Genomic DNA, 20807 nt, shown 5'->3' with positions numbered 1-20807 from the left:
AAAGGATCGGATCTGTGCGCTGTCGACTCTGTGACTCCGACAGGCTGTCCAGCATTCTGGACCTCGGCGCCACACCGCCGTGCGAATCGTTCCTCACCGCCGATCAACTCGACCTGCCCGAGCCGACCTATCCCTTGCACCTCCGGGTGTGCGCCGACTGCCTGCTACTGCAGATTCCGGCGCTGATCACGCCGGAGGACACCTTCACCGAATACGCCTACTTCTCCTCCTACTCCGACAGCTGGGTCCGGCACGCGGGCGAGTTCGTCGACACCGCGACCGCACGGCTGGGGCTGGGCAGGAACTCCTTCGTGGTAGAGGTCGCCAGCAACGACGGCTACCTATTGCGCCACGTCGTCGACCGCGACATCCGATGCCTGGGCATCGAGCCATCGGCCAACGTCGGAGCGGCGGCTCGAGAGTCGGGCGTGCCCACCGAAACCGCCTTCCTCGACGAGGATTCCGCACGCCGCGTCCGTGCCGAACACGGCCCCGCGGATCTGGTGATCGCGAACAACGTCTACGCCCACATCCCGGATCTGCGCGGCTTCACTCGTGCGCTGCGCATCCTGCTGGCGGATGACGGCATGCTGACCATCGAAGTCCACCATGCGCTGAACTTGGTCGAGTTCGGTCAGTTCGACACCATCTACCACGAGCATTTCCAGTACTACACCGTGCTGTCGGCGCAGCGAGCGCTCGCTGTCGCCGGATTGACCGTGGTAGATGTCGATCGGCTACCGACGCACGGCGGATCGATCCGGCTGTGGGTGCGCCCCGATGCCGCCGCGGAGGCGGTGAGCGACCGGGTGCGGGTGGTGCTCGACCTCGAGCGCGCCGCCGGACTGCACTCGGTGGCCGGCTACACAGCGCTGCGGGAGCGTGCCGAGTCGGTGCGGCACGAGTTGCTTCGGTTCCTGCTCGACTGCAGGCACCAGCGCAAACGCGTCGCCGGATACGGTGCACCGGGCAAGGGCAACACACTGCTCAACTACTGCGGGATCCGACCTGACCTGCTCGAGTACACCGTCGACCGCAACCCCTACAAACACGGCAGATTCACACCGGGAACGCGAATCCCGATCCACCCGCCAGCCCGGCTCGACGCCGATCGCCCGGACGTGATCGTGGTGCTGTCTTGGAATCTCGAGTCCGAGATCACCGCACAGTTGCGGCATGTCGCCGAGTGGGGCGGTCGGCTCGCCTATCCCTTGCCCGAGCTGCACGTGATCGACCCGGCGTTCCCGGCCCGCACGGTGCAGGCCGGAGCCGAGTCGAAAGGAAACCGGCGCCGATGAAAGTCGTCTTGTTCTGCGGTGGCTACGGCATGCGCATGCGCGGAGGCAGCGATGACATGGTGCCCAAGCCGCTGCAACTCGTCGGCCCGCGGCCCTTGCTCTGGCATGTGATGCGGTACTACGCGCACTACGGCCACACCGAATTCATCTTGTGCCTCGGATACGGCGCCGAGCACATCAAGAATTTCTTCCTCACCTACCGGGAGTCGGCGTCCAACGACTTCGTGATCCGCAACGGCCGGGTCGAGTTGCTCGGCAGCGACATCGATGACTGGACGATCACCTTGGTCGATACCGGCGTGGAGTCGGCCATCGGGGAGCGCCTGCGCCGGGTGCGCGAGCATCTCGGCGACGACGAGCACTTCCTGGCCAACTACGCCGACGTCCTCACCGACGCTCCCCTGGACGAGATGATCACCCAGTTCCACGCTTCGGGGGCGGCGGCATCTCTCATGGTGGTGCCGCCGCAATCGTCGTTCCACTGTGTGGACCTCAGCCCTACCGGTGAGGTCAAGGACATCGTTCCCGTGGCGAATATGCCATTGTGGGAGAACGGCGGCTATTTCGTGCTCGGCCGGGAGATCTTCGACCTGCTGCCACCCGGCGGAGATCTGGTGGAGGACGCTTGCGGAGCGCTCGCAGGCCAGGGCCGGTTGTTCGGTTACCGCCACGACGGATTCTGGAAGCCGGCGGATACATTCAAGGAGCGCGCCGAACTCGACGCGGCCTACCGCAGCGGACACCGGCCATGGATGGTGTGGGAGCCGTGATCGCGCTGCTTCCCCCGCGGCCCGCCGAGATCGCCCTGCTCGGCGCGCACTGCGACGACATCCCGATCGGCATGGGCGCCACGCTGTTGTCGCTGACCCGCGACCATCCGGGTATGCGGGTGCGCGCGCTGGTCCTCTCCGGTGCGGGCACCGAGCGCGAAGAGGAGGAACGGGCGGCGCTCACCGCCTTCTGCGCCGGACGGACACCGGAGTTGACGGTGCTCGACGTCCCGGACGGACGAGCACCGGCGCACTGGGATCGGATCAAGACGGCCGTAGCGGAGTTTCGCCGGGCGGGTGAACCGGACCTGGTGTTCGCCCCGCAACCGGGCGACGCGCACCAAGATCACCGCACGCTCGCGGAGCTGGTGCCGACCGAGTTCCGCGACCACCTGATCCTCGGCTACGAGATCCTCAAGGCGGAGGTCGACACACCGGCGCCGACCGTGTTCCACCCGGTCGACGCGGAGCTGGTCCAGCGGAAATCGCAACTGCTGCACCGGCATTACCCGTCCCAGACCGGTCGCGACTGGTTCGACGAAACCGCGTTCCTCGCCTCCGCGCGGATCCGCGGCGTGCAGTGCCGCACCGAGTACGCCGAAGCCTTCGTGGTGGACAAGGCCGTCATTCGATGGGAGAAGCAGTGACAACGATGCGAGTCCTGGTCACCGGGCATCAGGGATACCTGGGCACCGTCATGGTCCCGATACTGCGGGCCGCCGGGCACGAGGTCATCGGGCTCGACACCGGGTGGTTCGCCGACTGCCTGCTCGGCGAGTTCGCCGGTGACCCGGTGGGCCTGCGCCTCGATCTGCGATCGGTGGGGATCGAAGACCTTCGCGGCATCGATGCGGTCGTCCATCTCGCCGCGCTGTCCAATGATCCTTTGGGTGCGCTCGCGCCGGAAGTCACCCACGAGATCAACCATCGCGCCTCGGTGCGTCTGGCTCGGCTCGCAAAAGAAGCCGGTGTGTCACGGTTCCTGTACGCCTCCACCTGCTCGGTGTACGGGGCCGCCGGAGACGAGCTGGTGACCGAGTCGGCGCCGCTGCGGCCGATCACCCCGTATGCCGAGTCGAAGGTGCGGGTCGAAGACGACGTCGCGGCGCTGGCCGACGACCACTTCGTTCCGGTGTTCCTGCGCAACGCCACCGCGTTCGGATTCTCGCCTCGCCCCCGCGCTGACATCGTGCTCAACAATCTCGTCGGTCACGCCGTCCTCACCGGTGTGGTCAAGGTGCTCTCCGACGGCACGCCCTGGCGGCCGCTGGTCCACGCCCGCGACATCGCGGCAGCCTTCGAACGCTGCCTCACCGCACCGGCATCGGCCGTCGCCGGCCGGGCGTTCAACATCGGGACCGAGCGAAACAACCTCACCGTTGCCGAGATCGCCGAGTCGGTGGTGGCCACCGTGCCGGGGTCGCGGCTGCTTGTCACCGGCGAGACCGGGGCCGACCCACGCTCCTACCGGGTCGACTTCTCCGCCGCTCGCGCGGTGCTCGGGTTCGAGGCGCGGTGGTCGGTGCCCGACGGCGCCGCCGAACTCTACCGCGAGTACACCGAACGCGGCCTCACCCAGGACGCCTTCTTCCAGCGATTCACGCGACTCACGTGGCTCCAGCGGCTGCGCGCGTCCGGCGCGCTGGACCCGCGGCTGCGTGCGGTCACCGCGCCGGCGACAGGGTAGCCCGCAGATGCTCCCATCGTCCCGCGTTCGCGTCGCGATCCGACATCACCGTCACCGGCAGCGGCCAGGCGATCGCCAAGTCCGGATCATCGAAGGCGACGCCGAGATCCTCGGCGGGATCGTGCGGCCGATCGATGCGGTAGCACACGTCGGCGGTGTCGGTGAGTGCTTGGAATCCGTGCAGGAATCCCGGCGGCACGTACAGGTGCCGGAACTCCTCGTCGTCGAGCCGGAACGCCTGCGTCCGGCCGAACGTCGGCGACGACGGTCGGATATCGACCAGCACGTCGTGCACCGCGCCGTGTGCGCAGCGGACCAGCTTGGCCTCGCCGCGCCCGGATCGGCCGTGCATGCCGCGCACCACCCCCCGGCGCGACCGGGACTGCGAGTCCTGCACAAAACTGGCGGAAATTCCTGGAATCCCCAGGTGAGAGTCGAATTCGGCGGCATCGAAGGTCCGGGTGAAAAGGCCCCGGTCGTCCCGGACGGGCGCTGGGATCAGCACCACCACGTCGGCCAGGTCGGTCTGCTCGATACGCACACCGGCATCGTGTCATGACCGGCCGCTGCCGCGCCTGCTCCGGCGCCGTTCTGCACACCGTCCTGGATCTCGGGACGGTGCCCGCGGCCGATGATTTCCCGCCCGCGGCACGACCGGTGACGCCGGCGGAGACCACGCATCAGCTGCGGATGGTGCGGTGTGCGCGATGCGAGCTGGCACAACTCGCCGAAGACGACACCGTGGGGTCCGAACCCCGCGGAGTGGAGCCGCAGGCTCTCCGTGATCAGGCCGCTGACGCGATTGCGCGGGTCGACGCGGCCGGCCTGCTGCGCGGCAACACGGTCATCGAATTCGGCAGCCCGCACGGTGGTTCGTGGCTGCCGTTGCTGGCCGAGCGTGGCTGCGCGGAAGCCGACGCCGCGCAGGCGGAGCTGGTCCTGGACTGTTTCGGCATCATGCACGAACCCGACCAGCGTGCAGCCTTCGCCGCCCGCGCCGCGGCCGTCGCCCCGGGCGGATTGTTGCTGTTGCAGTACCACTCGCTCGCCGCCATCGTGGCACAGCGGCAGTGGAACGCGTTGCGCCACGGGCATTTCGCGTACTACTCCCTGCATGCGCTGAGCCTGGCGCTCACCGGCGCGGGCATGAGCGTGACCACCGCGTGGGAGTTCGACCTCTACGGCGGGACGGTGCTGGTGGCAGCTCGACGCGGGCCCGCAGCGCCCGACCGCACCGTGCGCGAGATCCTGTCCCGCGAACGCGAGATCATCACCCCGGAATCGCTGCGCCTGCTACAGCGGTTCGTGGACGATCACGTGCGCGCGCTGCGGACCTGGCTGATCGATGCGGCCGCGGCCGGGCAGCGAGTCTATGCCTACGGGGCAGCGTCCCGGGCGGTTGCCCTGCTGTCGCTGGCTGGTGCGCACCAGGGGCTTGTCGCAGGCGTCGCCGACGTCGCGCCCGCCAAGCAGGGACGCCGAATGCCCGGCACCGACATCCCGATCATCAGCCCACGGGAGCTGATCGAGGCAGCACCCGACCGGGTGCTGTTGACGCTGCCCGACCTGCTGGGTGAAGTGTCGTCCGGACTTCCGGAACTCGACGGTCGCTGGTTCCTCGACGATCCCCGCGGACCCAGAAAAGGAGGTGTGGACGACCGCCACACCCCCTGGGCCGCCCCCGGCCAGCAGTTCACGAGCGAAGGACAGCCGTACCGATGAACACCACCCCTCGGATGCGCCGACACCGGCTGCACTGGCCGGCTGACTCGGTCGCACCGGCCACTGCGCTGATGATCGTGGCTGACTTGCCGATGTGCGGCGGCACCGCCGCTGTCGACGGCACGAGCTCGACGGTGTGATCGACAGTGGACCCTACCGGACAGAAGCGACCGCGATCGTGCTCAGCGGCCTACCGTGGCCCGCGCTCGCACCCGCAGCCGCGTCCCCAACGCCCGGACCAGACGCAGATCACCGGCCAGCACGTCGGCCGGACGCACGAGATCCGGGTGATCGGCGCCCAGGCGATGATGGAATCGCAGCTGCTCGGTGAGCTTGCTACGGGTCGAGGTGCGACTGCACAGGTTGAACGAGGAGTTCCGCCACGCGGCAACGATGTCGCCGAGCCCGACGAAAGCGCCGCGGCTGCCGACGCGGGCGAACAGGTCCACATCCATCGGAAACACCAGGTCGCCGCGCAGTCCGCCGACGGCGTCGTAGTCGGTACGCCGGAACATGGCGGCCGCGGTCGGGCCGAAGTCGGCCGGTCCGCGACGCACGATCATCCGGGCCAGATGGCGGCTGCCGTGCCTGCCGACCAGCTGCGGCAGCCCAAGCCCCGTCTCGAGCATGTCGCCGGACTCGTCGATCACGTCGAACCTGCCCGCGCACAACGCGATCGCGTCGTCGTCGAACTCCGCCGACTGCGCGGTGAGGGCGCCGGGACGCAGGATGTCGTCGGCGCAGACCACCTTCACGAGGTCCCCGGTGGATTCCCGGATCGCCCGGTCCCAATTGGCGCCGATCGGCAGTACCCGATCGTTGCGCAGCACACGCACGCGCGGATCGCGCCGCGCTCGCGCGATGTCACCGGTGCGGTCGGTGCTCGCGTTGTCGAGGATCACGACTTCGAAATCGAGATCTTGGGCCAGCACCGAGTCCAGGGTCGCGGACAGAGTTCGTTCCGCGTTGTAGGCCGGCACGCACACCGACAGTTTCCGCATCCCAAGCCGCCCCTTTGTCAGAATCGCGATCGTACATTGCCTCGTAATTGCCGAAACTATGCCACATTTCACCGCGAGTTGGCATCTGCATTCGGAATTCCCAGCGCTGGATATCAGTTGCCCATCCTCTGCGCGACCAGGATGAATCCGGTGCGCGGCCTTATACTTTCCGGCCGTGAACGAGTTCGGCAGACGACTTCACGGTGCGGCGAACGGGACGAAGGGATCGGGTCATGACGAGTGCGTCCGGCGCGGTGAAGGTGCACATGACCGGATCGGAATGGTTCGGCGCCGCGCCCGGCGGCCTGGGCCGATATTTCACGGACTTGCACGGCGCTTTATCGGATGTACCAGGGATTTCGATGTCGGCCGCCGCATTCGGCCTGCCTGACCGGACGCATGCCGGGGCCCGATCCTGGGGGCCGGTCGGCGGGTCGACCCTGCGCCGCGCCCGCACCGCGTTCTGCGCTCGCGACGCATTGGACCCCGGCACGATCGTGGATCGCCACTTCTGCCTCTACGGCCCGGCCGCCAGGGACCGGCGTGGTCGCCGGCTACCACTCGTCGTGCATTTCCACGGCCCGTGGGCGGCGGAAAGTCGAATGCACGGACAGCATCCCGTCGCAGCCTTCGCCAAATACCTCATCGAACGTATGCGATACGTTTGCGCGGATCATTTCGTTGTGCTCTCGGAACACTTCCGCAACGTGCTGTGTGACGATTACTGCATCGCGCCCGATCGCATCGAGGTGATCGCGCCCGGGGTCGATCTCACCCGGTTCCGCCCCGCCCCGGTCCCCGCGTCTGCGCCGGTCGTGCTCTGTGTGCGTCGGCTGGAGCGCCGGATGGGGATCGATGTGTTGCTGCGCGCCTGGCCCGGGGTGCTCGCCGAACACCCGGAGGCTCGTCTGGTCATCGTCGGAACCGGCAGCGCCGAGGCGGATCTCCGGCGCGCAGCCACCGAGGGTGGGCTCGATGGCAGCGTCGAGTTCACCGGCCGGATTCCCGACCATGAGCTGGCCGCCCGCTACACCTCCGCCGCACTCACGGTGGTGCCGACCGTAGCCCTGGAGGGATTCGGCCTGATCGCCCTCGAGTCGCTCGCCGCGGGCCGGGCGCCGGTGGTCACCCGGTGCGGTGGTTTGCCCGACGCCGTGCAGGGCCTGGATCCGTCGCTGATCGTGCCGCCCGGCGACCCCACCGCGCTCGCGGCTCGGATCAGCGCGGCGATCGCGGGCTGTCGGCCCACACCGGCGCAATGCCGCGCCCATGCGGAGACTTTCAGCTGGCATGTCGCCGCCCGGCGGCACGCGGCGCTGTACCGGGAGCTCGTATGAGCGGACCCGCCGTCTTCCTCGGCCATACCGCCGCGCCCTCCGGAGCCGAATTGGCCACCCTGCGGCTGCTGCGCACCCTGCGGGCACAGGGCACCGAAGTGGCGCTGGTGTGCACCGAGGACGGCCCGGTGATGGCTCGTGCCCGCGACGCGGGGATCGAGACTCGTGTCGTGACAGGCCGATTCGACAGCCGGGCGATGACCACCGCATCCGGCCCGTTGCGGCTGATCACCGGGTTTCTCGCGCTGCTGCGGCTGGGCTGGACGGTCGGTGGAGCGGTCCGCGAGCTGCGCGCTCGGGTATTGGTCGCGGAGAGCAGCAAAGCGCTCGTGCTGGGGGCGGTCGCGGCCCGCCGCGCGCGGGTGCCGCTCGTCTGGCAGGTCCACGACCGGGTGTCCCGGGACTACTTCGGCTTGCTCCCGGCCACCACGATCCGGCTGCTGGCCGCCCTGGTCTGCCGGGGACTGCTCGCCAACAGTCACGGCACCCGTGCCACGCTGCCCGCGCGTGTCCCGGCGGCCGTCGCCTATCCGGGCGTCGCCCTGCCTGCCGCGCCGCCGTCGCCGCGCGGCCGCGCGGCCGCCGACGCGGTCGTTGTCGTCGTGGGACGGTTGAGCCCCTGGAAAGGCCAGGACGTATTCCTGCGGGCCCTGGCGGCGGTGCCGACCCGGCCTGCTGCGGTGTACCTCGTCGGCGGCACGTTCTTCGACGAACAGCCGTTTCGGCAGTACTTGGAACGACTCGCCGACGAACTCGGTCTGGCCGTGACCTTCACCGGTCACGTCGACGACCCCGACCGCTACCTCGCCGAGGCCGACGTGCTCGTGCACTGCTCGGTGCTGCCCGAGCCGTTCGGGCAGGTGGTCGTGGAGGGTATGGCCGCGGGCTGCGCGGTGATCGCTACGGTGCCCGGCGGCCCGGCCGAGATCATCGACAACGGGCGTACCGGCCGATTGGTTCCTGCCGGTGACGAAGCCGCCCTCACCGCGGCTCTCACCGAACTGCTCGGCGATCCGGTCGCACGCGCCCGGATCGCCGCCGCGGGCGCCGACCGCGCGCGCGACTTCGACATCCGCGCCACGGCACATGTGGTCACCCGCTTCCTCGACGAGGTGGCGCCGCCGTGACCGAACCCGATTACCTGGCCACGCTCACCACCGACGTCTTCCCCCGCGTCGAACTACCCCCGCGCCCCCGCGGGGTGCACCGGCGCGCCGACGGGGCGCGCGGGCCGGGAGGTGGTGGCGCGCACAGCAAGCCGAGCCGGTTCGAGGTGCTCGGCGATATCGCCCTGGTGAGTTTCGGCAGATACGGTCAGTACATCGTCACGGTCGTGACCGTGCCGTTGATCGCCCGGGTGCTCGGCGCCAACGGCCTCGGCCTGCTCGCCATCGGCATGTCGGCCTACTTCATCGGTTCGCTTGTCGTGGATCTGGGAGTCACGCAGTTCCTGTCCGCCCGCGTGCCGGAGATCAACGCGCGCAAAGACACCCGCTTGCGGGAGATCAACCAGCTGCGCGGCGACTATCTGGCCATCCGGCTCACCACGGCGACGCTGTTCGGTGCCGCGCTCGCCGTAGCCTCGGCCGTGCGCGTGCCGGAAGCAGCGCAGATGGTGCTGCTCGGGCTGTTCGTCGGTGGCTTCTGGTCCCTGTCGGAGGACTGGCTGCTGATCGGTGAGGGACGATTCGGCACCTCCACCGCGTATCAGACCGTCGGCCGACTGTGCTATCTCGGGCTGCTGGTCGGCTTGCTTCCCCAGCTGCCGAACTCGCACATCGCCCTGCTGTGCTTACTGCTGTCCTCCGTGCCGACGGTGGCGTTGACATGGTGGGACGCCTGGCGCCGGTACGGGCCGCCTGCTCGTCCTCGCTACTACGGCGTCGTGCTGCGCCGCAGCGTTCCGGTGTTCGTCTCCCGGTTGCTGGTCACCGGCTACGGTCAGGGCGCGGCGACGCTGTATTCGACCGTGCTCGACGCCATCTCGCTGGGGCTGTACTCGGCGGGCGACCGCCTGGTGCGCGCGGTCCAATCCCTGCTCGACGCCATCGGCTTCGCGCTGCTGCCACGGATGGCCCGGCGCGGCGACGACCACGGGTTCTGGCGGCACAGCCTGCAAGCGCTGGCCGTGACCGTCGCCGTCGCCGCACTCGCTTCGGTCGGCATCTGGCTGGCCGCGCCACTGCTCATCCGGCTGGTCTTCGGTACCGAGTTCGCCGCGTCCACCGGCCTGTTGCGGATCGAGGTGCTGATTCTGCCCGCCACGACGGTCACCTCCTTCATCACCACGGCCATCCTGCCGGTGCGCCAGGACACCACCGGCGTCCTGATCGGCGCGCTGCTGGGGACTCTCGTCGCCGCGGGCGCACTGGTGCTGACCGTGCGGACCCGCTCGGTGCACACCCTGGTCTACGGCCTGCTGGTGGCCGAAATCACCGTCGCCACCTGGCATTTGCTGCGGGTGCGCTTCCTGACGCGCCGGGATCGGGCCGAAGCCGACACCGTGCCGCTGCCGATCGTGCCCCGGAAGGAAATCCGACCATGAGAATTCTGTTCGTCGGCGACGACTGGCTCGGCAGCAACGCGCGTTCGCTGGCCGACGGCTTCCGTCAGGCCGGCCACGACGTGCTCGTGGTCGACTCCACACCGGTGACTCTTCCGGCCAGGCTGTCGCCGCCGTGGGTGTACGCGAAGGCGACCGGCCGACGCGACCGGCGCACAGTCGAACGGGTACACGCCGAGATCGAACGAAACGCTGCCACCTTCCGGCCCGAGATGCTGTTCGTGTTCAAGGGAATCCATCTGGACCAGCAGCGACTGCTCGACGTGCCCGCCGCGTTGCATGTGCACTACAGCCCTGACGACGTGTCCAATCCCGAGAACCTGACCGATGCCTACCTGGCCGCCGAACCCGGCTGGGACCTCATCGTCACCACCAAACAGCACAACGTGCCGGAGTTGCTGGCGCGTGGCGCCCGTGCCGCGGGCTTCGTGCTCAGCGCCTACGACCCGGCCTGGCATCATCCGGCGGCGCGCCGAGGCACAGGTGATCATCTGGTCGGTTTCATCGGAGTGTGCCGACCCGACCGACGCGCCGAACTGGTGTCGCTGGCACGCCGCTACGGACCGCGCCTGCTGGTCCGCGGCCCCGGCTGGCGCCGGGTTCCTGAGTTGCGCGCCACCCGCGCCGTCGTCGGCGGCGCGGTGTACGGTCCGGAATACTCCGCGGCGGTCGCCCAGGTGACAGCCAATCTGGTGCTGCTCAACTCCGGCAACCGCGACACCCACACCTGCCGTACCTTCGAGGTGCCCGCGGCCGGTGGATTGTTCGTCGGTGAACGCACCGGCGAACACGCCGCGCTATTGCGCGACACCGTCGAGTGCTTCCTGTTCGACGGCACCGACGAACTGGTCTCGATTCTCGATTGGGTGGCCGCCCACCCGGAGCGCGCGGCCGAGGTCGCGGCGGCCGGGCACCGGCGGATCACCGCCGAGGGGCATCGTTACGTGGATCGCGCCCGGCAGATCGTCGGCCTCGCCGCGGAGGTCGGGAACTGAACGCCTACACCGATATAGCCGCCGTCGCGGCTGCACTGGTCACGGTTGCGGCGGCCGCGCTGTGGGTTCCCGGCATCGCCCGCGTGTTCTTCATCGCGCAGGCCCTGTTCTGGTCGCTGTCCTACGTGGCGCGGCCGCTGGTGCTGCTCGCGGTGCTGCCCGATCCGCACTACGGCGACAACATCTCCGACCCCCGGCTGGCCGGACTGGGATACGACCGCGGGATCGGTCTGGTGCTCGACCACGTGGTGTTCGGCTTGTGGTGTTACGCGCTACTGGTGATCGGTTACGCGCTCTGGCGGCGGCGGCACCCCCCGAGCGCCGTCCCGGCCGCGGTCGAAGACCCCGGCGTGATGCCCACGCTGATCGTGCTCTACGGGCTCGGACTGTTGGGCCGGGCGGCATCGGTGGCCACCGGATCGCTGGGCGCGGCCGGTGAGGTCAGCAGCGGCAACCCCCTGCTCAGTTTCGTCGCCACGTTCGCAGGGATCGCGGCGCTCGGAATGATCGTCTTCCTCCGGCCTGCACGGCCGCAGACCACGGCGCTGGTGCTCGGCGCCCTGTTCGCGGGCGAGCTGTACTGGTCGTCGGCCGTGCAGTCCAAGACACCGATCCTCGCCGCCGCACTCGCGCTGGCCGTGCGGTTTTCGATGCTCGGCTGGAACCGGCGCACCACGATCGGCGTGGTGCTGATCGGCGTGCTCGGCGTCGCCGGATTCGGCTGGCTGCAGTCGTTCAAGAACTCCGGCACGGCCGCGCTGGACGCGGCCCTCGTCGACTCCCGCTACCCGGAGAACGTCCGGCCGTTCCTGAGTATCCTGCGGCGCTTCGACCTGCTCGAAGCCGCCACCGACGCGTACTTCGTCGGTCCAGGGGGCTGGCTGTCGCCCGGCGAGGTTCTCCACCACGCGAGCCTGAGCCTGATCCCGGCGCAGGTACTCGGTATCGAGAAGCTCCAATCCGGTACGGCCTGGGCGATCGACGTGCGTGGCGCGTCGGTGGATATGAGCACCGTGTCGGTGTCCCTCGCGGAGGGCAACGTGAACGAAGGCTATCTGCTCGGCGGTGAGGTCGGCGTGCTCGTCGCCGTCGTGTTCACCTTCGGGCTGTTGCTCGCGTGGGAGCGCTCACTGTATTCGCGGTTCTTCCCGGTCCTGGTGCTGGGGCTCGCGATCACCGGCGCCTCCACCCTGTTCGAACGCGGGATTCTCGGCAGTTTCGAGAATCTCGGCAAGTTCGCCCAGTCGGCCGTGCTCGCCTGGTTCGTCCATCTGATCGTCACGGAATTCCGCCGCCGTCCGACGCCGCTCCCGTCACCGGCGCACGCTTCAGCAGTTACCAAGACATGAGGTCGCAGTTCATGGGTTTGATCGATATCTGGCATATCGTCCGGCGGCGGTGGATGCTGATCGCCGCCATCGCGCTGACCGTCACGGTGGCCGGCGTCTGGTACGCCTCCTCCCGCGCCGTGACGTACGTGGCCAACAGCACGATGTACGTCTCGATGGCCACCGGCACCTCGGTCAACGACTCCTACCAGGGCGGTCTGGCGGCCCAGCAGCGCGTGCGGTCCTATCTCGAACTGGCCACCAGCGCCGCGGTAGCTGAGCGGGTCGTCCACGACCAAGGGCTGACGGAATCGCCGGACGAGTTCCGCGGGCGGATCACCGCCTCGTCGCCGCCCGCAAGCACGATCCTGGAGATCGCGGTCTCCGCGCCCACCGCGCAGCGGGCGCGTGATCTCACCGACGCCACGGTCGCCCAATTCCGGGCTCTGGTCGACAGTCTCGAATCCATCGAATCAGGCGCTGCTCCCGCCGCCCGCGTCTCGGTTGTCGACCGTGCCCGGTTACCGGCCGCTCCGGCAGGCCCCGGCACGAGCCGGTTCGTCGCCATGGGCTCGTTCGGTGGACTGCTGCTCGGCTTCGCGGCCGCATTTCTGCGCGAACGCACCGACCGGCGTATTCGCACCAGTAGCAACCTCGCCGAGGTCGCGCCGGTCCCGGTGGTCGCCGCCTTCGACCACGGAGAATCCACCTCCGAGGCGGCCCGGCGACTGCGTAATCACCTGCGGGGCGCCCAGATCATCGAATGCACCAGCCTCACCGACCGATCACTATCAAAGGTGGCGAACACCCTGGCGCTGGCCTTCGCCGATGCCGGTCATCCGGTGATCCTCGTCGACGCCGACACCTCCGGCGACGGAAGCTCCGGCACGGTGCCCGGTCCAGGCCTGACGACGCTGCTGCGCGGCGGTGTACCGCTGGACCGGGCGATCACCGAGGACTGGGGCGGGACCGGGGTCGCGGTGCTGCCGATCGGGCACATCGAGCCGGATACGTCCGACCTGATCGCCTCGGAACACTTCGCCCATCTCATCGCCGATCTGCGCGAGCGCTATTACCGCGTGATCATCGAGACCGCACCGGTCAGTCGTGCCGCCGACGCGGTCGCCGTCGCGCCGTTGTCCGATGCCATTCTCGGCGTCGCCGATCTCGGCAGACTCACCGAACCGCGGCTGCGTACCGCCCTGACCGCGTTCGGCACGTCCGGGCCGACCGGCGTGGTCGGCTACCACGCGCCCGGATCGGCGGCGGACCGACTGGTGGGATGGTTGAGGGTATGAGCGACGACATTCTCCGGCGGCGCCGCTTGCTCGCCGCGACTTTGGGTGCGGCGGCGGTACTTCCGATCACCGCCGCCTGCACCACAGCCGAGCCGGACGACCCGCAGTTCCGGTCGCCGACCACCGATGCGCCCGCGGCACGTAACGTCCGGGACTTCGGAGCCGTCGGAGACGGTATCGCCGACGACACCAAGGCTTTGGCCGCAGCCGTGGCGAAGGACCCGGACGAGCCGCTGGTGCTCTACCTGCCCGCCGGGCACTACCGGGTCGAGTCGATGCCCGATCTTCCGGACTACGCCACGATTCTCGGTGACGGCGCCGACGTCACCACGATCGTCTACGCGGGCGAGGGCACTCTGGTGCGGCTGCGCAAGCGCAGCCGGGTGCGTTTCGCCAGGCTGGGCATCTACACGACAGGTCCCGGCTCGACGGCGGTCGACCTGTCGGAATGCTTTCGCTGCTCGTTCGACGCGGTGGTACTGCGCGGCAACCACCTCAGCGACAACCATCCCCGATACCTGACCCAGCGCGGAGTCGTGTTGCGCGACAACACCGGCGGCACCGCCTTCATCAACTGCGACATCAACAACTTCGGGATCGGACTGACCACATCCTGTATCCAGAACTACGTCACCTCCTCGAAGTTCACCAGTAATCACACCGGCGTCCTCGGCGCCGGCAACGACCACAACGCCGGGCTGGCGCTCACCAACGTCGAATTCGTCTCCGACCAGCACCCGCTCACCACCCACCGGCACCTGCGGGTCGACGGCGCCGCCAACGACTGGTGGCTGACCAACGTGTGGTTCGAAGGAGCCGACGTCGCCGTGTCGGTCGGCGAGAACGGGCGCGGCGGGCCCGCGCAGTTCGGCATGGTCAACGCGAAGGTCGCGGCCCGTTCGGTCGGGCTGGAACTGAACTACTGCCGACAGCCATATCTGGCGAACGTGATCTTCGACGCGGAGTCGCAGCCGCCGGGCATCCCGGTGCGCGTGGATCCGGTCGGCTGTCCGGAAGGCACCGCGCTCGGATTGATCTCGGGGATCACCGACGACATTCCCGTCGAGACGTTTCCGGGCGGCTGGAATGTCATCGGCCGCAAGGGCATGCGCACTCCGCGGTTCACCGGCACCGTGGTGTCCCAAGCGGGACCGCACGGCGCGGACGTGTTCCAGGCACAGAGCAGCGACGGGGCCGTCCGCGCCGCGGTGACCGCCGACGGAACCTGGGTTTGCGAGCACGCCGACAACGGTCCAGTGCTCAAGGCGCCCGACGGCGGCTACTGGCGGCTCACGGTCTCCGACGACGGAAAGCTGGGCACGGTCGCGCTCGGCAGGAAGCGCCCCGGCGGATGACCCGACGACAGTACCGCCGTATCGAAGCGCAGCCGACCATCACCGGTCCACCCGGAACGCCGGTGCGGTTGCGGCCGCCGCGCTTCGACGATTTCGCTGAGTGGCGGCGGATCCGGCTCCATGATCGCGCGATCATGGAGCGCTACTGGGTCAGCTCGGAGCAGGACTGGCCCGACCGCCACACCGCCCGCCATTGGGTGCGGGAATGCCTGGACAACTGGGCCGAGGCACGCGCTGGGCGGCGGGTGAGCATGGTCATCGAGGTGGCCGGGCGGTTCGCCGGACAGATCGAACTGGCCTCGATCGATGCGGCGGCGGGCAGCGCCGAACTCGGCATCTGGATCAGCTCCGCCGTCGCGCGCGGCGGTATCGGCGCTCTTGCCTTGACCATGATGACGGACTTCGGTTTCGACAGTCTCGGCCTCATGCGAATCACCGCACCGATCGCACCCGGCAACGTCGCCGCGGCCAAGGTCGCGGCCACGGCGGGCCTGCGGTACGAAGCCCGGATGACCACCTATTTCGATGCCGGTGGCGCACGCCGCGACCACGAGCTGTGGGCGGTGACCCGCCCCGATCGGCCCGACCTCGGGTTCACCGCCGTCTACCTGGCCCGGCAGCGCCTCCACCCGACGACGACGCAACTGCCCGCCGCCCCCGCTGTCCCGCACGGGCCGCCCCGCGTGAGCATCGCAGCCGCGCGTCTGCGGTACCAGCTTTCCCGATCGCGCCGGGTGTTCAGGTGGTTGCGGGGCAGCGCCGCCGTCGCCCTCACCGACTCCGATGACCGCGGCGGGGTGCTGGTGCGGTCACGCCGTGTCTCCGATTTCCGGCAGCGCCGCGCGGCCCGTATCCGCAACCGGGCGACGCTGGCACGCGATCCGCACATGTCACCCGCCGCGTGGCTGCGCCGACAATCCCTGCGCCACTGGCTGGCCGAACTCGCCGAAGCCAGGGCAGGCCTGCGTTCCGGGCCTGGGCTGACGCTGACGATTCTCGACGACGGCCGATTCGTCGGGGAAGCCCGGCTGCACGGGCTGGACATGTTCGATCGCAATGTCCGGCTCAGCGTCTGGACCGACGCGTCGGCTCGCCCGGAAACCCGCGCGAGCGTGCTCCGCCTACTGGTGCGCCATGCGACCGAACGGCTCGAGATTCTCCGCGTCGCCATCGCGATCCCCGTGTCCGACGTCGCCGCAGCGGCTGCGGTCGCCGCGGCCGGGTTCGCCGAGGAAGGGCGGATGCGCGGGCACCTCGATGTCTTCGGACCTCGCGGCGATCACGACCTCTGGGCGTACAGTCATCCGGCCCGCACGGCTGTCCCGGATGACGCGCCGGTCCGTGGGGAGCCGGTCCCGTGAGTTCGGCGACCGGGCGCGCCCCGGCGCACGACCACAACACCTCCGGCCGTCCCGCGACCTCCTCGCCGCCGGAGCGTATCCCCGTCCGGCACTTCACCGGCACCGCTCTGCTGTACCGGCTTCCGCCGGTATCCTGCCCGCACCGCATACGGAGCACCAGATGACTCTGCCCCCCGACCTCCCACCGCACCACGGGTTCGCCCGCAGCAATGCGCTGCAGCGTCGGCTGCACGAGCTGGTGCCGGGCGGCGCGCACACCTACGCCCGCGGAGCCGATCAATACCCCGAGCAGATGGCGCCGATATTGGTGCGCGGCAACGGATGCCGAGTCTGGGATGCCGACGGCAACCAGTACGTCGAATACGGGATGGGACTGCGTTCGGTCACCCTCGGCCATGCTTGTGCACCGGTTCTCGACGCCGTGACGACCACGATCGCCGACGGAGTGAACTTCAGCAGGCCGACCGAACTGGAACTGCTCGCGGCCGAGGACTTCCTGGACCTGGTCCCCGGTGCGGACATGGTCAAGTTCGCCAAGAACGGCTCCGATGCCACCACCGCCGCCGTCCGGCTGGCCAGGGCCGTGTCCGGTCGCCAGCGGCTCGCCGTCTGCGAGCAGCCGTTCTTCTCGGTCGACGACTGGTTCATCGCGACGACACCGATGTCGGCGGGCATCCCCGCTCAGGTCGGCGCCGAAACCGTCCGGTTTCCCTACAACGACGTCGACGCCCTCGCCGCGGTCCTGGCGGGCGACACCGTGGCCGCGGTCGTCATGGAGGCGGCCACCGCGACCGCGGAACCCGAGCCAGGCTATCTCCAAGCCGTGCGCGCCCTGTGCGATCGGCACGGCACCCTGCTGGTGTTCGACGAGATGATCACCGGATTTCGCTGGGCCGCAGGCGGCGCACAGTCCGTCTACGGCGTAACTCCCGACCTGTCCTGCTGGGGCAAGGCCATGGGTAACGGATTCCCCATATCGGCGCTCGCCGGACGGCGCGAGTACCTGGAACGGGGCGGTCTGCGCACCGACGCCGACCGCGTGTTTCTGCTGTCCACCACGCACGGGCCGGAAACCAGCGGGCTGGCGGCCTTCCGCGCGGTCGCCGCGGCCTACCGGACCGGCGATCCGATCGCTCGAATGGAAGCGGCCGGCGCCGCACTGGCGACCGGGTTCACCGCGCTGGTAACCGAACTCGGGATCGGCGACCACCTCCGGGTCCGCGGTCGCTCCTCCTGCCTGATCTTCGAAACCCTCGATTCCCACGGGAACCCATGCCAGGCGTTCCGCACGTTGTTCCTGCAAGAACTGCTGCAACGCGGAGTACTCGGGCAATCCTTCGTCACCTCGGCGGCACACGACCACGACGCGATCGCCGCCACCCTGTCGGCTTGCCCGGCCGCGGCCGAGGTGTACCGGACCGCCCTCGAACGCGGCACCGTCGATGGACTGCTGCGCGGACGATCGGTCGCTCCCGCGATTCGCCGCACCGCCGCGCCGCGGCACATCGAAACGAGCACATCTCGATGACCACACCCCGCATCGCCATCGTCCACGAACGGTTCACCGAATTCGGCGGATCCGAAGCCGTCGTGGGCGAATTCGCCCGCACCTGGCCCGGTGCGGACATCTACGCCCCGATCGTCACGCCGGACGGAATCCGCCTGCCCGTCCGGCATGTCCACGACACCTGGCTCTCCCGCGCCCACACGGTGACCCGCGGTCGGCACGCCCCTCTGCTGCCGTTCGTCCCCCGTTCCCTGCGTCGTATGCCGTTGCAGGGCTATGACGCCGTGGTCGTCAGCCACCACTCGTTCGCCACTCAGGCCGCGTTGGCCACCGACGCGCCCGTGATCGCCTATGTGCACAGCCCCGCGCGATGGGCCTGGGATCGAGAGTTCCGCATCCGCGAAGCCGGCGGACGGACCGGCCAGTTCGCCCTCTGCGCCCTGGGCGCACTGGCCCGCCGCACCGAACTGCGAGCCGCGCCGCGCCTGACCCAGGTGATCGCCAACTCGACCGCCGTCGCCGACCGGATCCGCGACTGGTGGGGCCTGACCGCCACCGTGATCAATCCCCCCGTCGATGTCGACCGTTTCACCCCCGATCCCACACGTGCCCGGGAGGACTTCTTTCTCTGCGCCGGTCGCCTCGTTCCCTACAAACGCGCTGATCTCGCCATACGAGCCGCGCAACTCGCCGGCGTGCGGCTGGTCGTGCTGGGCGCCGGTCGTTTCCGGCCTCAGCTCGAAGCCCTCGCCGGACCCGAGACAACTTTTCTGGGCGCCACCTCTACCGACGTCCTGCGGGACATGTACCAACGCTGCCGCGCCCTGCTCATGCCCGGCGTGGAAGACTTCGGCATCGTCCCGGTCGAAGCCATGGCCTGCGGTACCCCGGTGATCGCCATCGGCGCGGGCGGCGCGCTCGACACGGTACGACCGGGCACGACCGGCGAACACATCGCTCCGGGCGCCGATCCCGACGTCGTCACCCGCCTGGCCGCGGCGATGGCCGACTTCGACGCCGCCCGCTACGACCCGCGCATCGTCCGCGCCCACGCGGAAACGTTCGCACCAACTGCGTTTCGGGCACGGATGGCCGCGTGCGTCGCTCAGTAAGCGGCCGCCCAGCGAAGTGCCGAACGCTGTTTGCTCGGCGAGCGTGATCTGCCTGGCCGCATGGTCGAGCGCGTCTGCTCACTCGTCGAGCCGGTCGTAGCAACGGCTGCCGTGACGTATCACAGGTTCTCCGGGATGGGAACGGATGCGCAGGGGGGCAACGTGTTCCGGGTCGATGATGGTCGGTATGGGCGGCATCGTCGACTTCGTTCGGGCCAGGCGCATCAGTGTGCATCCAGCTGTAGAGCGTCGGTGACCCGTGCGGGTGCTGTTGACGGCGAGTGGGTCGCGCGGCGACAGCGAGCCGATGTTGGGGCTCGCGCTGTGGTTGCGGGAATTCGGAGCGCGGGTGCGGGTGTGCGCGCCACCGGATATCGCCCCGCGTTGCGCTGACCTGGGGGTGCCGATAGTGCCGCTGGGGCCGCTAAAGGCCGGTTCCCGAGCCGGGAGACCGTCGCGGGCTGAGCTGTCGCGATTTGTGACGGCCTGGCCCAGAATCCAATTCGACACGATCGCCACAGCGGCCGCAGAATGCGACGTTGTGGTCGCGGCCGGCGTGACCCAGGTCGCGGCCCGGTCCGTCGCCGAGAAGCTCGGCATCCACTACCAGTATGTGAGCTACCAGCCGACCAGTCTGCCCTCGCCGCATCACCCGCCGATGCCGCTGCCGGGCGATCGACCCGCGCCCGAGGCGATCGCGAACCAGTTGCTGTGGGAAATCGACAGCCACGGTTGGAACGCACAGTTCGGCCACGCGCTCGATACCGGCCGGGCGGCGCTCGGGCTAGGGCCGGTCACCGACGTACGCGACCACGTCATCACCGAGAGTCCGTGGCTGGCCGCGGACCCGGTGCTGGGTCCATGGCCGCAATCGCCGCAACTGAACGTGGTGCAGACGGGTGCCTGGATCGTCCCCGACGAACGCGCCTTGCCCACCGACTTGTCGGCGTTCCTGGACGCGGGCACACCCCCGGTGTATGTCGGGTTCGGCAGTATGCCGATGCGCGGCGGGATCGCGCGGGCCGCGATCGAAGCGATCCGCGCCCACGACCGCCGAGTCCTCCTTTCCAGTGGCTGGGCCGAGCTGGCCCTGATCGATGACCTGCCCGACTGCATGGCCATCGACGAGGTCAACCATCAAGCGCTGTTCGGCCGGGTCGCCGCCGTCATCCACCACGGCGGCGCGGGCACGACGACCGCCGCCGCCCGGGCGGGCGTCCCGCAAGTGGTGGTACCCCAGATGATGGACCAGCCGTACTGGGCACGCAGGGTGGTCGACCTCGGCATCGGAGCGGCGTGTGCGGAAGCCGACCCCAGCGCAGCCGCATTGTCCGCCGCTCTCGACATCGCATTGGCGTCTACCACCCGAGCGCGCGCGAACGAAGTGGGCGGCATGATCCGCTCGGACGGGGCGGCGGTGGCTGCGAAACTGCTGATCGACGGGATCAATTGAGTTTCGGCTCGTAGCCAGCG

Annotated in this window: 18 protein-coding genes; 16 read left to right on the top strand and 2 right to left on the bottom strand. The window is 69.2% G+C overall.

From position 1 onward, the window contains the following. Positions 1-14 precede the first annotated feature (14 nt). Genes ACIHAX_RS18870 through ACIHAX_RS18855 form a run of 4 tightly spaced genes read left to right on the top strand, consistent with a single transcriptional unit; the run spans position 15 to position 3755 of the window. Positions 15-1298 (top strand): methyltransferase domain-containing protein, encoded by a 1284-nt coding sequence (locus ACIHAX_RS18870; RefSeq protein ID WP_397278733.1) that lies wholly within the window; start codon positions 15-17, stop codon positions 1296-1298. Continuing rightward, entirely contained in the window at positions 1295-2068 is a 774-nt protein-coding gene (locus ACIHAX_RS18865) for a glucose-1-phosphate cytidylyltransferase (RefSeq protein ID WP_355073250.1), read from the top strand. The genes ACIHAX_RS18870 and ACIHAX_RS18865 overlap by 4 nt, the downstream gene beginning before the upstream one ends. Next, positions 2047-2715 (top strand): PIG-L family deacetylase, encoded by a 669-nt coding sequence (locus ACIHAX_RS18860; RefSeq protein ID WP_364432774.1) that lies wholly within the window; start codon positions 2047-2049, stop codon positions 2713-2715. The genes ACIHAX_RS18865 and ACIHAX_RS18860 overlap by 22 nt, the downstream gene beginning before the upstream one ends. Positions 2716-2720: 5 nt before the next feature. Further along, complete coding sequence (locus ACIHAX_RS18855) at positions 2721-3755, top strand: NAD-dependent epimerase/dehydratase family protein (RefSeq protein WP_397278858.1); 1035 nt, start codon at positions 2721-2723, stop codon at positions 3753-3755. On the opposite strand, the gene rfbC is transcribed toward ACIHAX_RS18855, so the two are convergent. Then, on the bottom strand, positions 3733-4296 hold the full coding sequence (gene rfbC, locus ACIHAX_RS18850) for a dTDP-4-dehydrorhamnose 3,5-epimerase (RefSeq protein ID WP_355073246.1): 564 nt from the start codon (positions 4294-4296) through the stop codon (positions 3733-3735). The genes ACIHAX_RS18855 and rfbC overlap by 23 nt on opposite strands. Positions 4297-4310: 14 nt before the next feature. Here rfbC and ACIHAX_RS18845 point away from each other — a divergent pair, with 14 nt between their 5' ends. Next, complete coding sequence (locus ACIHAX_RS18845; protein ID WP_364432780.1) at positions 4311-5477, top strand: class I SAM-dependent methyltransferase; 1167 nt, start codon at positions 4311-4313, stop codon at positions 5475-5477. 182 nt (positions 5478-5659) lie between these two features. Here ACIHAX_RS18845 and ACIHAX_RS18840 read toward each other — a convergent pair whose 3' ends face one another. Then, positions 5660-6478, bottom strand: coding sequence for a glycosyltransferase family 2 protein (locus ACIHAX_RS18840; RefSeq protein ID WP_355073243.1), 819 nt, complete (start codon positions 6476-6478; stop codon positions 5660-5662). A 260-nt stretch (positions 6479-6738) separates the two neighbouring features. On the opposite strand from ACIHAX_RS18840, the gene ACIHAX_RS18835 reads away from it, so the two are divergent. The 11 genes from ACIHAX_RS18835 to ACIHAX_RS18785 all read left to right on the top strand — a co-directional run bounded on the left by ACIHAX_RS18835 (position 6739) and on the right by ACIHAX_RS18785 (position 20787). After that, complete coding sequence (locus ACIHAX_RS18835) at positions 6739-7815, top strand: glycosyltransferase family 4 protein (RefSeq protein WP_397278856.1); 1077 nt, start codon at positions 6739-6741, stop codon at positions 7813-7815. Then, the gene (locus ACIHAX_RS18830) at positions 7812-8942 is read left to right on the top strand and encodes a glycosyltransferase family 4 protein (RefSeq protein WP_397278729.1); all 1131 of its coding nucleotides are present in this window, start codon (positions 7812-7814) and stop codon (positions 8940-8942) included. The genes ACIHAX_RS18835 and ACIHAX_RS18830 overlap by 4 nt, the downstream gene beginning before the upstream one ends. Before the next feature lie 146 nt (positions 8943-9088). Beyond that, a complete protein-coding gene (locus tag ACIHAX_RS18825; protein ID WP_397278854.1) occupies positions 9089-10360 on the top strand; it encodes a lipopolysaccharide biosynthesis protein in 1272 nt (423 codons plus the stop codon). Further along, on the top strand, positions 10357-11373 hold the full coding sequence (locus ACIHAX_RS18820; RefSeq protein ID WP_397278727.1) for a glycosyltransferase: 1017 nt from the start codon (positions 10357-10359) through the stop codon (positions 11371-11373). Before ACIHAX_RS18825 ends, ACIHAX_RS18820 begins: the two co-directional genes overlap by 4 nt. Positions 11374-11456: 83 nt before the next feature. Then, positions 11457-12722 (top strand): hypothetical protein, encoded by a 1266-nt coding sequence (locus tag ACIHAX_RS18815; protein ID WP_397278725.1) that lies wholly within the window; start codon positions 11457-11459, stop codon positions 12720-12722. An 11-nt stretch (positions 12723-12733) separates the two neighbouring features. After that, positions 12734-13999: a YveK family protein gene (locus ACIHAX_RS18810; protein ID WP_397278723.1), complete on the top strand. Its 1266-nt coding sequence runs from the start codon at positions 12734-12736 to the stop codon at positions 13997-13999. Further along, positions 13996-15354 (top strand): glycosyl hydrolase family 28-related protein, encoded by a 1359-nt coding sequence (locus ACIHAX_RS18805; RefSeq protein WP_397278721.1) that lies wholly within the window; start codon positions 13996-13998, stop codon positions 15352-15354. The genes ACIHAX_RS18810 and ACIHAX_RS18805 overlap by 4 nt, the downstream gene beginning before the upstream one ends. Continuing rightward, the gene (locus ACIHAX_RS18800) at positions 15351-16715 is read left to right on the top strand and encodes a GNAT family N-acetyltransferase (RefSeq protein WP_397278719.1); all 1365 of its coding nucleotides are present in this window, start codon (positions 15351-15353) and stop codon (positions 16713-16715) included. The genes ACIHAX_RS18805 and ACIHAX_RS18800 overlap by 4 nt, the downstream gene beginning before the upstream one ends. Before the next feature lie 160 nt (positions 16716-16875). Further along, positions 16876-18243: a glutamate-1-semialdehyde 2,1-aminomutase gene (locus tag ACIHAX_RS18795; RefSeq protein ID WP_397278717.1), complete on the top strand. Its 1368-nt coding sequence runs from the start codon at positions 16876-16878 to the stop codon at positions 18241-18243. Beyond that, on the top strand, positions 18240-19334 hold the full coding sequence (locus ACIHAX_RS18790) for a glycosyltransferase (protein ID WP_397278715.1): 1095 nt from the start codon (positions 18240-18242) through the stop codon (positions 19332-19334). Before ACIHAX_RS18795 ends, ACIHAX_RS18790 begins: the two co-directional genes overlap by 4 nt. A gap of 259 nt (positions 19335-19593) precedes the next feature. Then, the gene (locus tag ACIHAX_RS18785) at positions 19594-20787 is read left to right on the top strand and encodes a glycosyltransferase (RefSeq protein ID WP_397278713.1); all 1194 of its coding nucleotides are present in this window, start codon (positions 19594-19596) and stop codon (positions 20785-20787) included. Positions 20788-20807: the final 20 nt, after the last annotated feature.

This window comes from Nocardia sp. NPDC051929 (assembly GCF_044548645.1).
Taxonomy (GTDB): domain Bacteria; phylum Actinomycetota; class Actinomycetes; order Mycobacteriales; family Mycobacteriaceae; genus Nocardia; species Nocardia sichangensis.
Note: the sequence above shows the minus strand (reverse complement) of the source record. Positions and strands in the feature narration are given on the sequence as shown.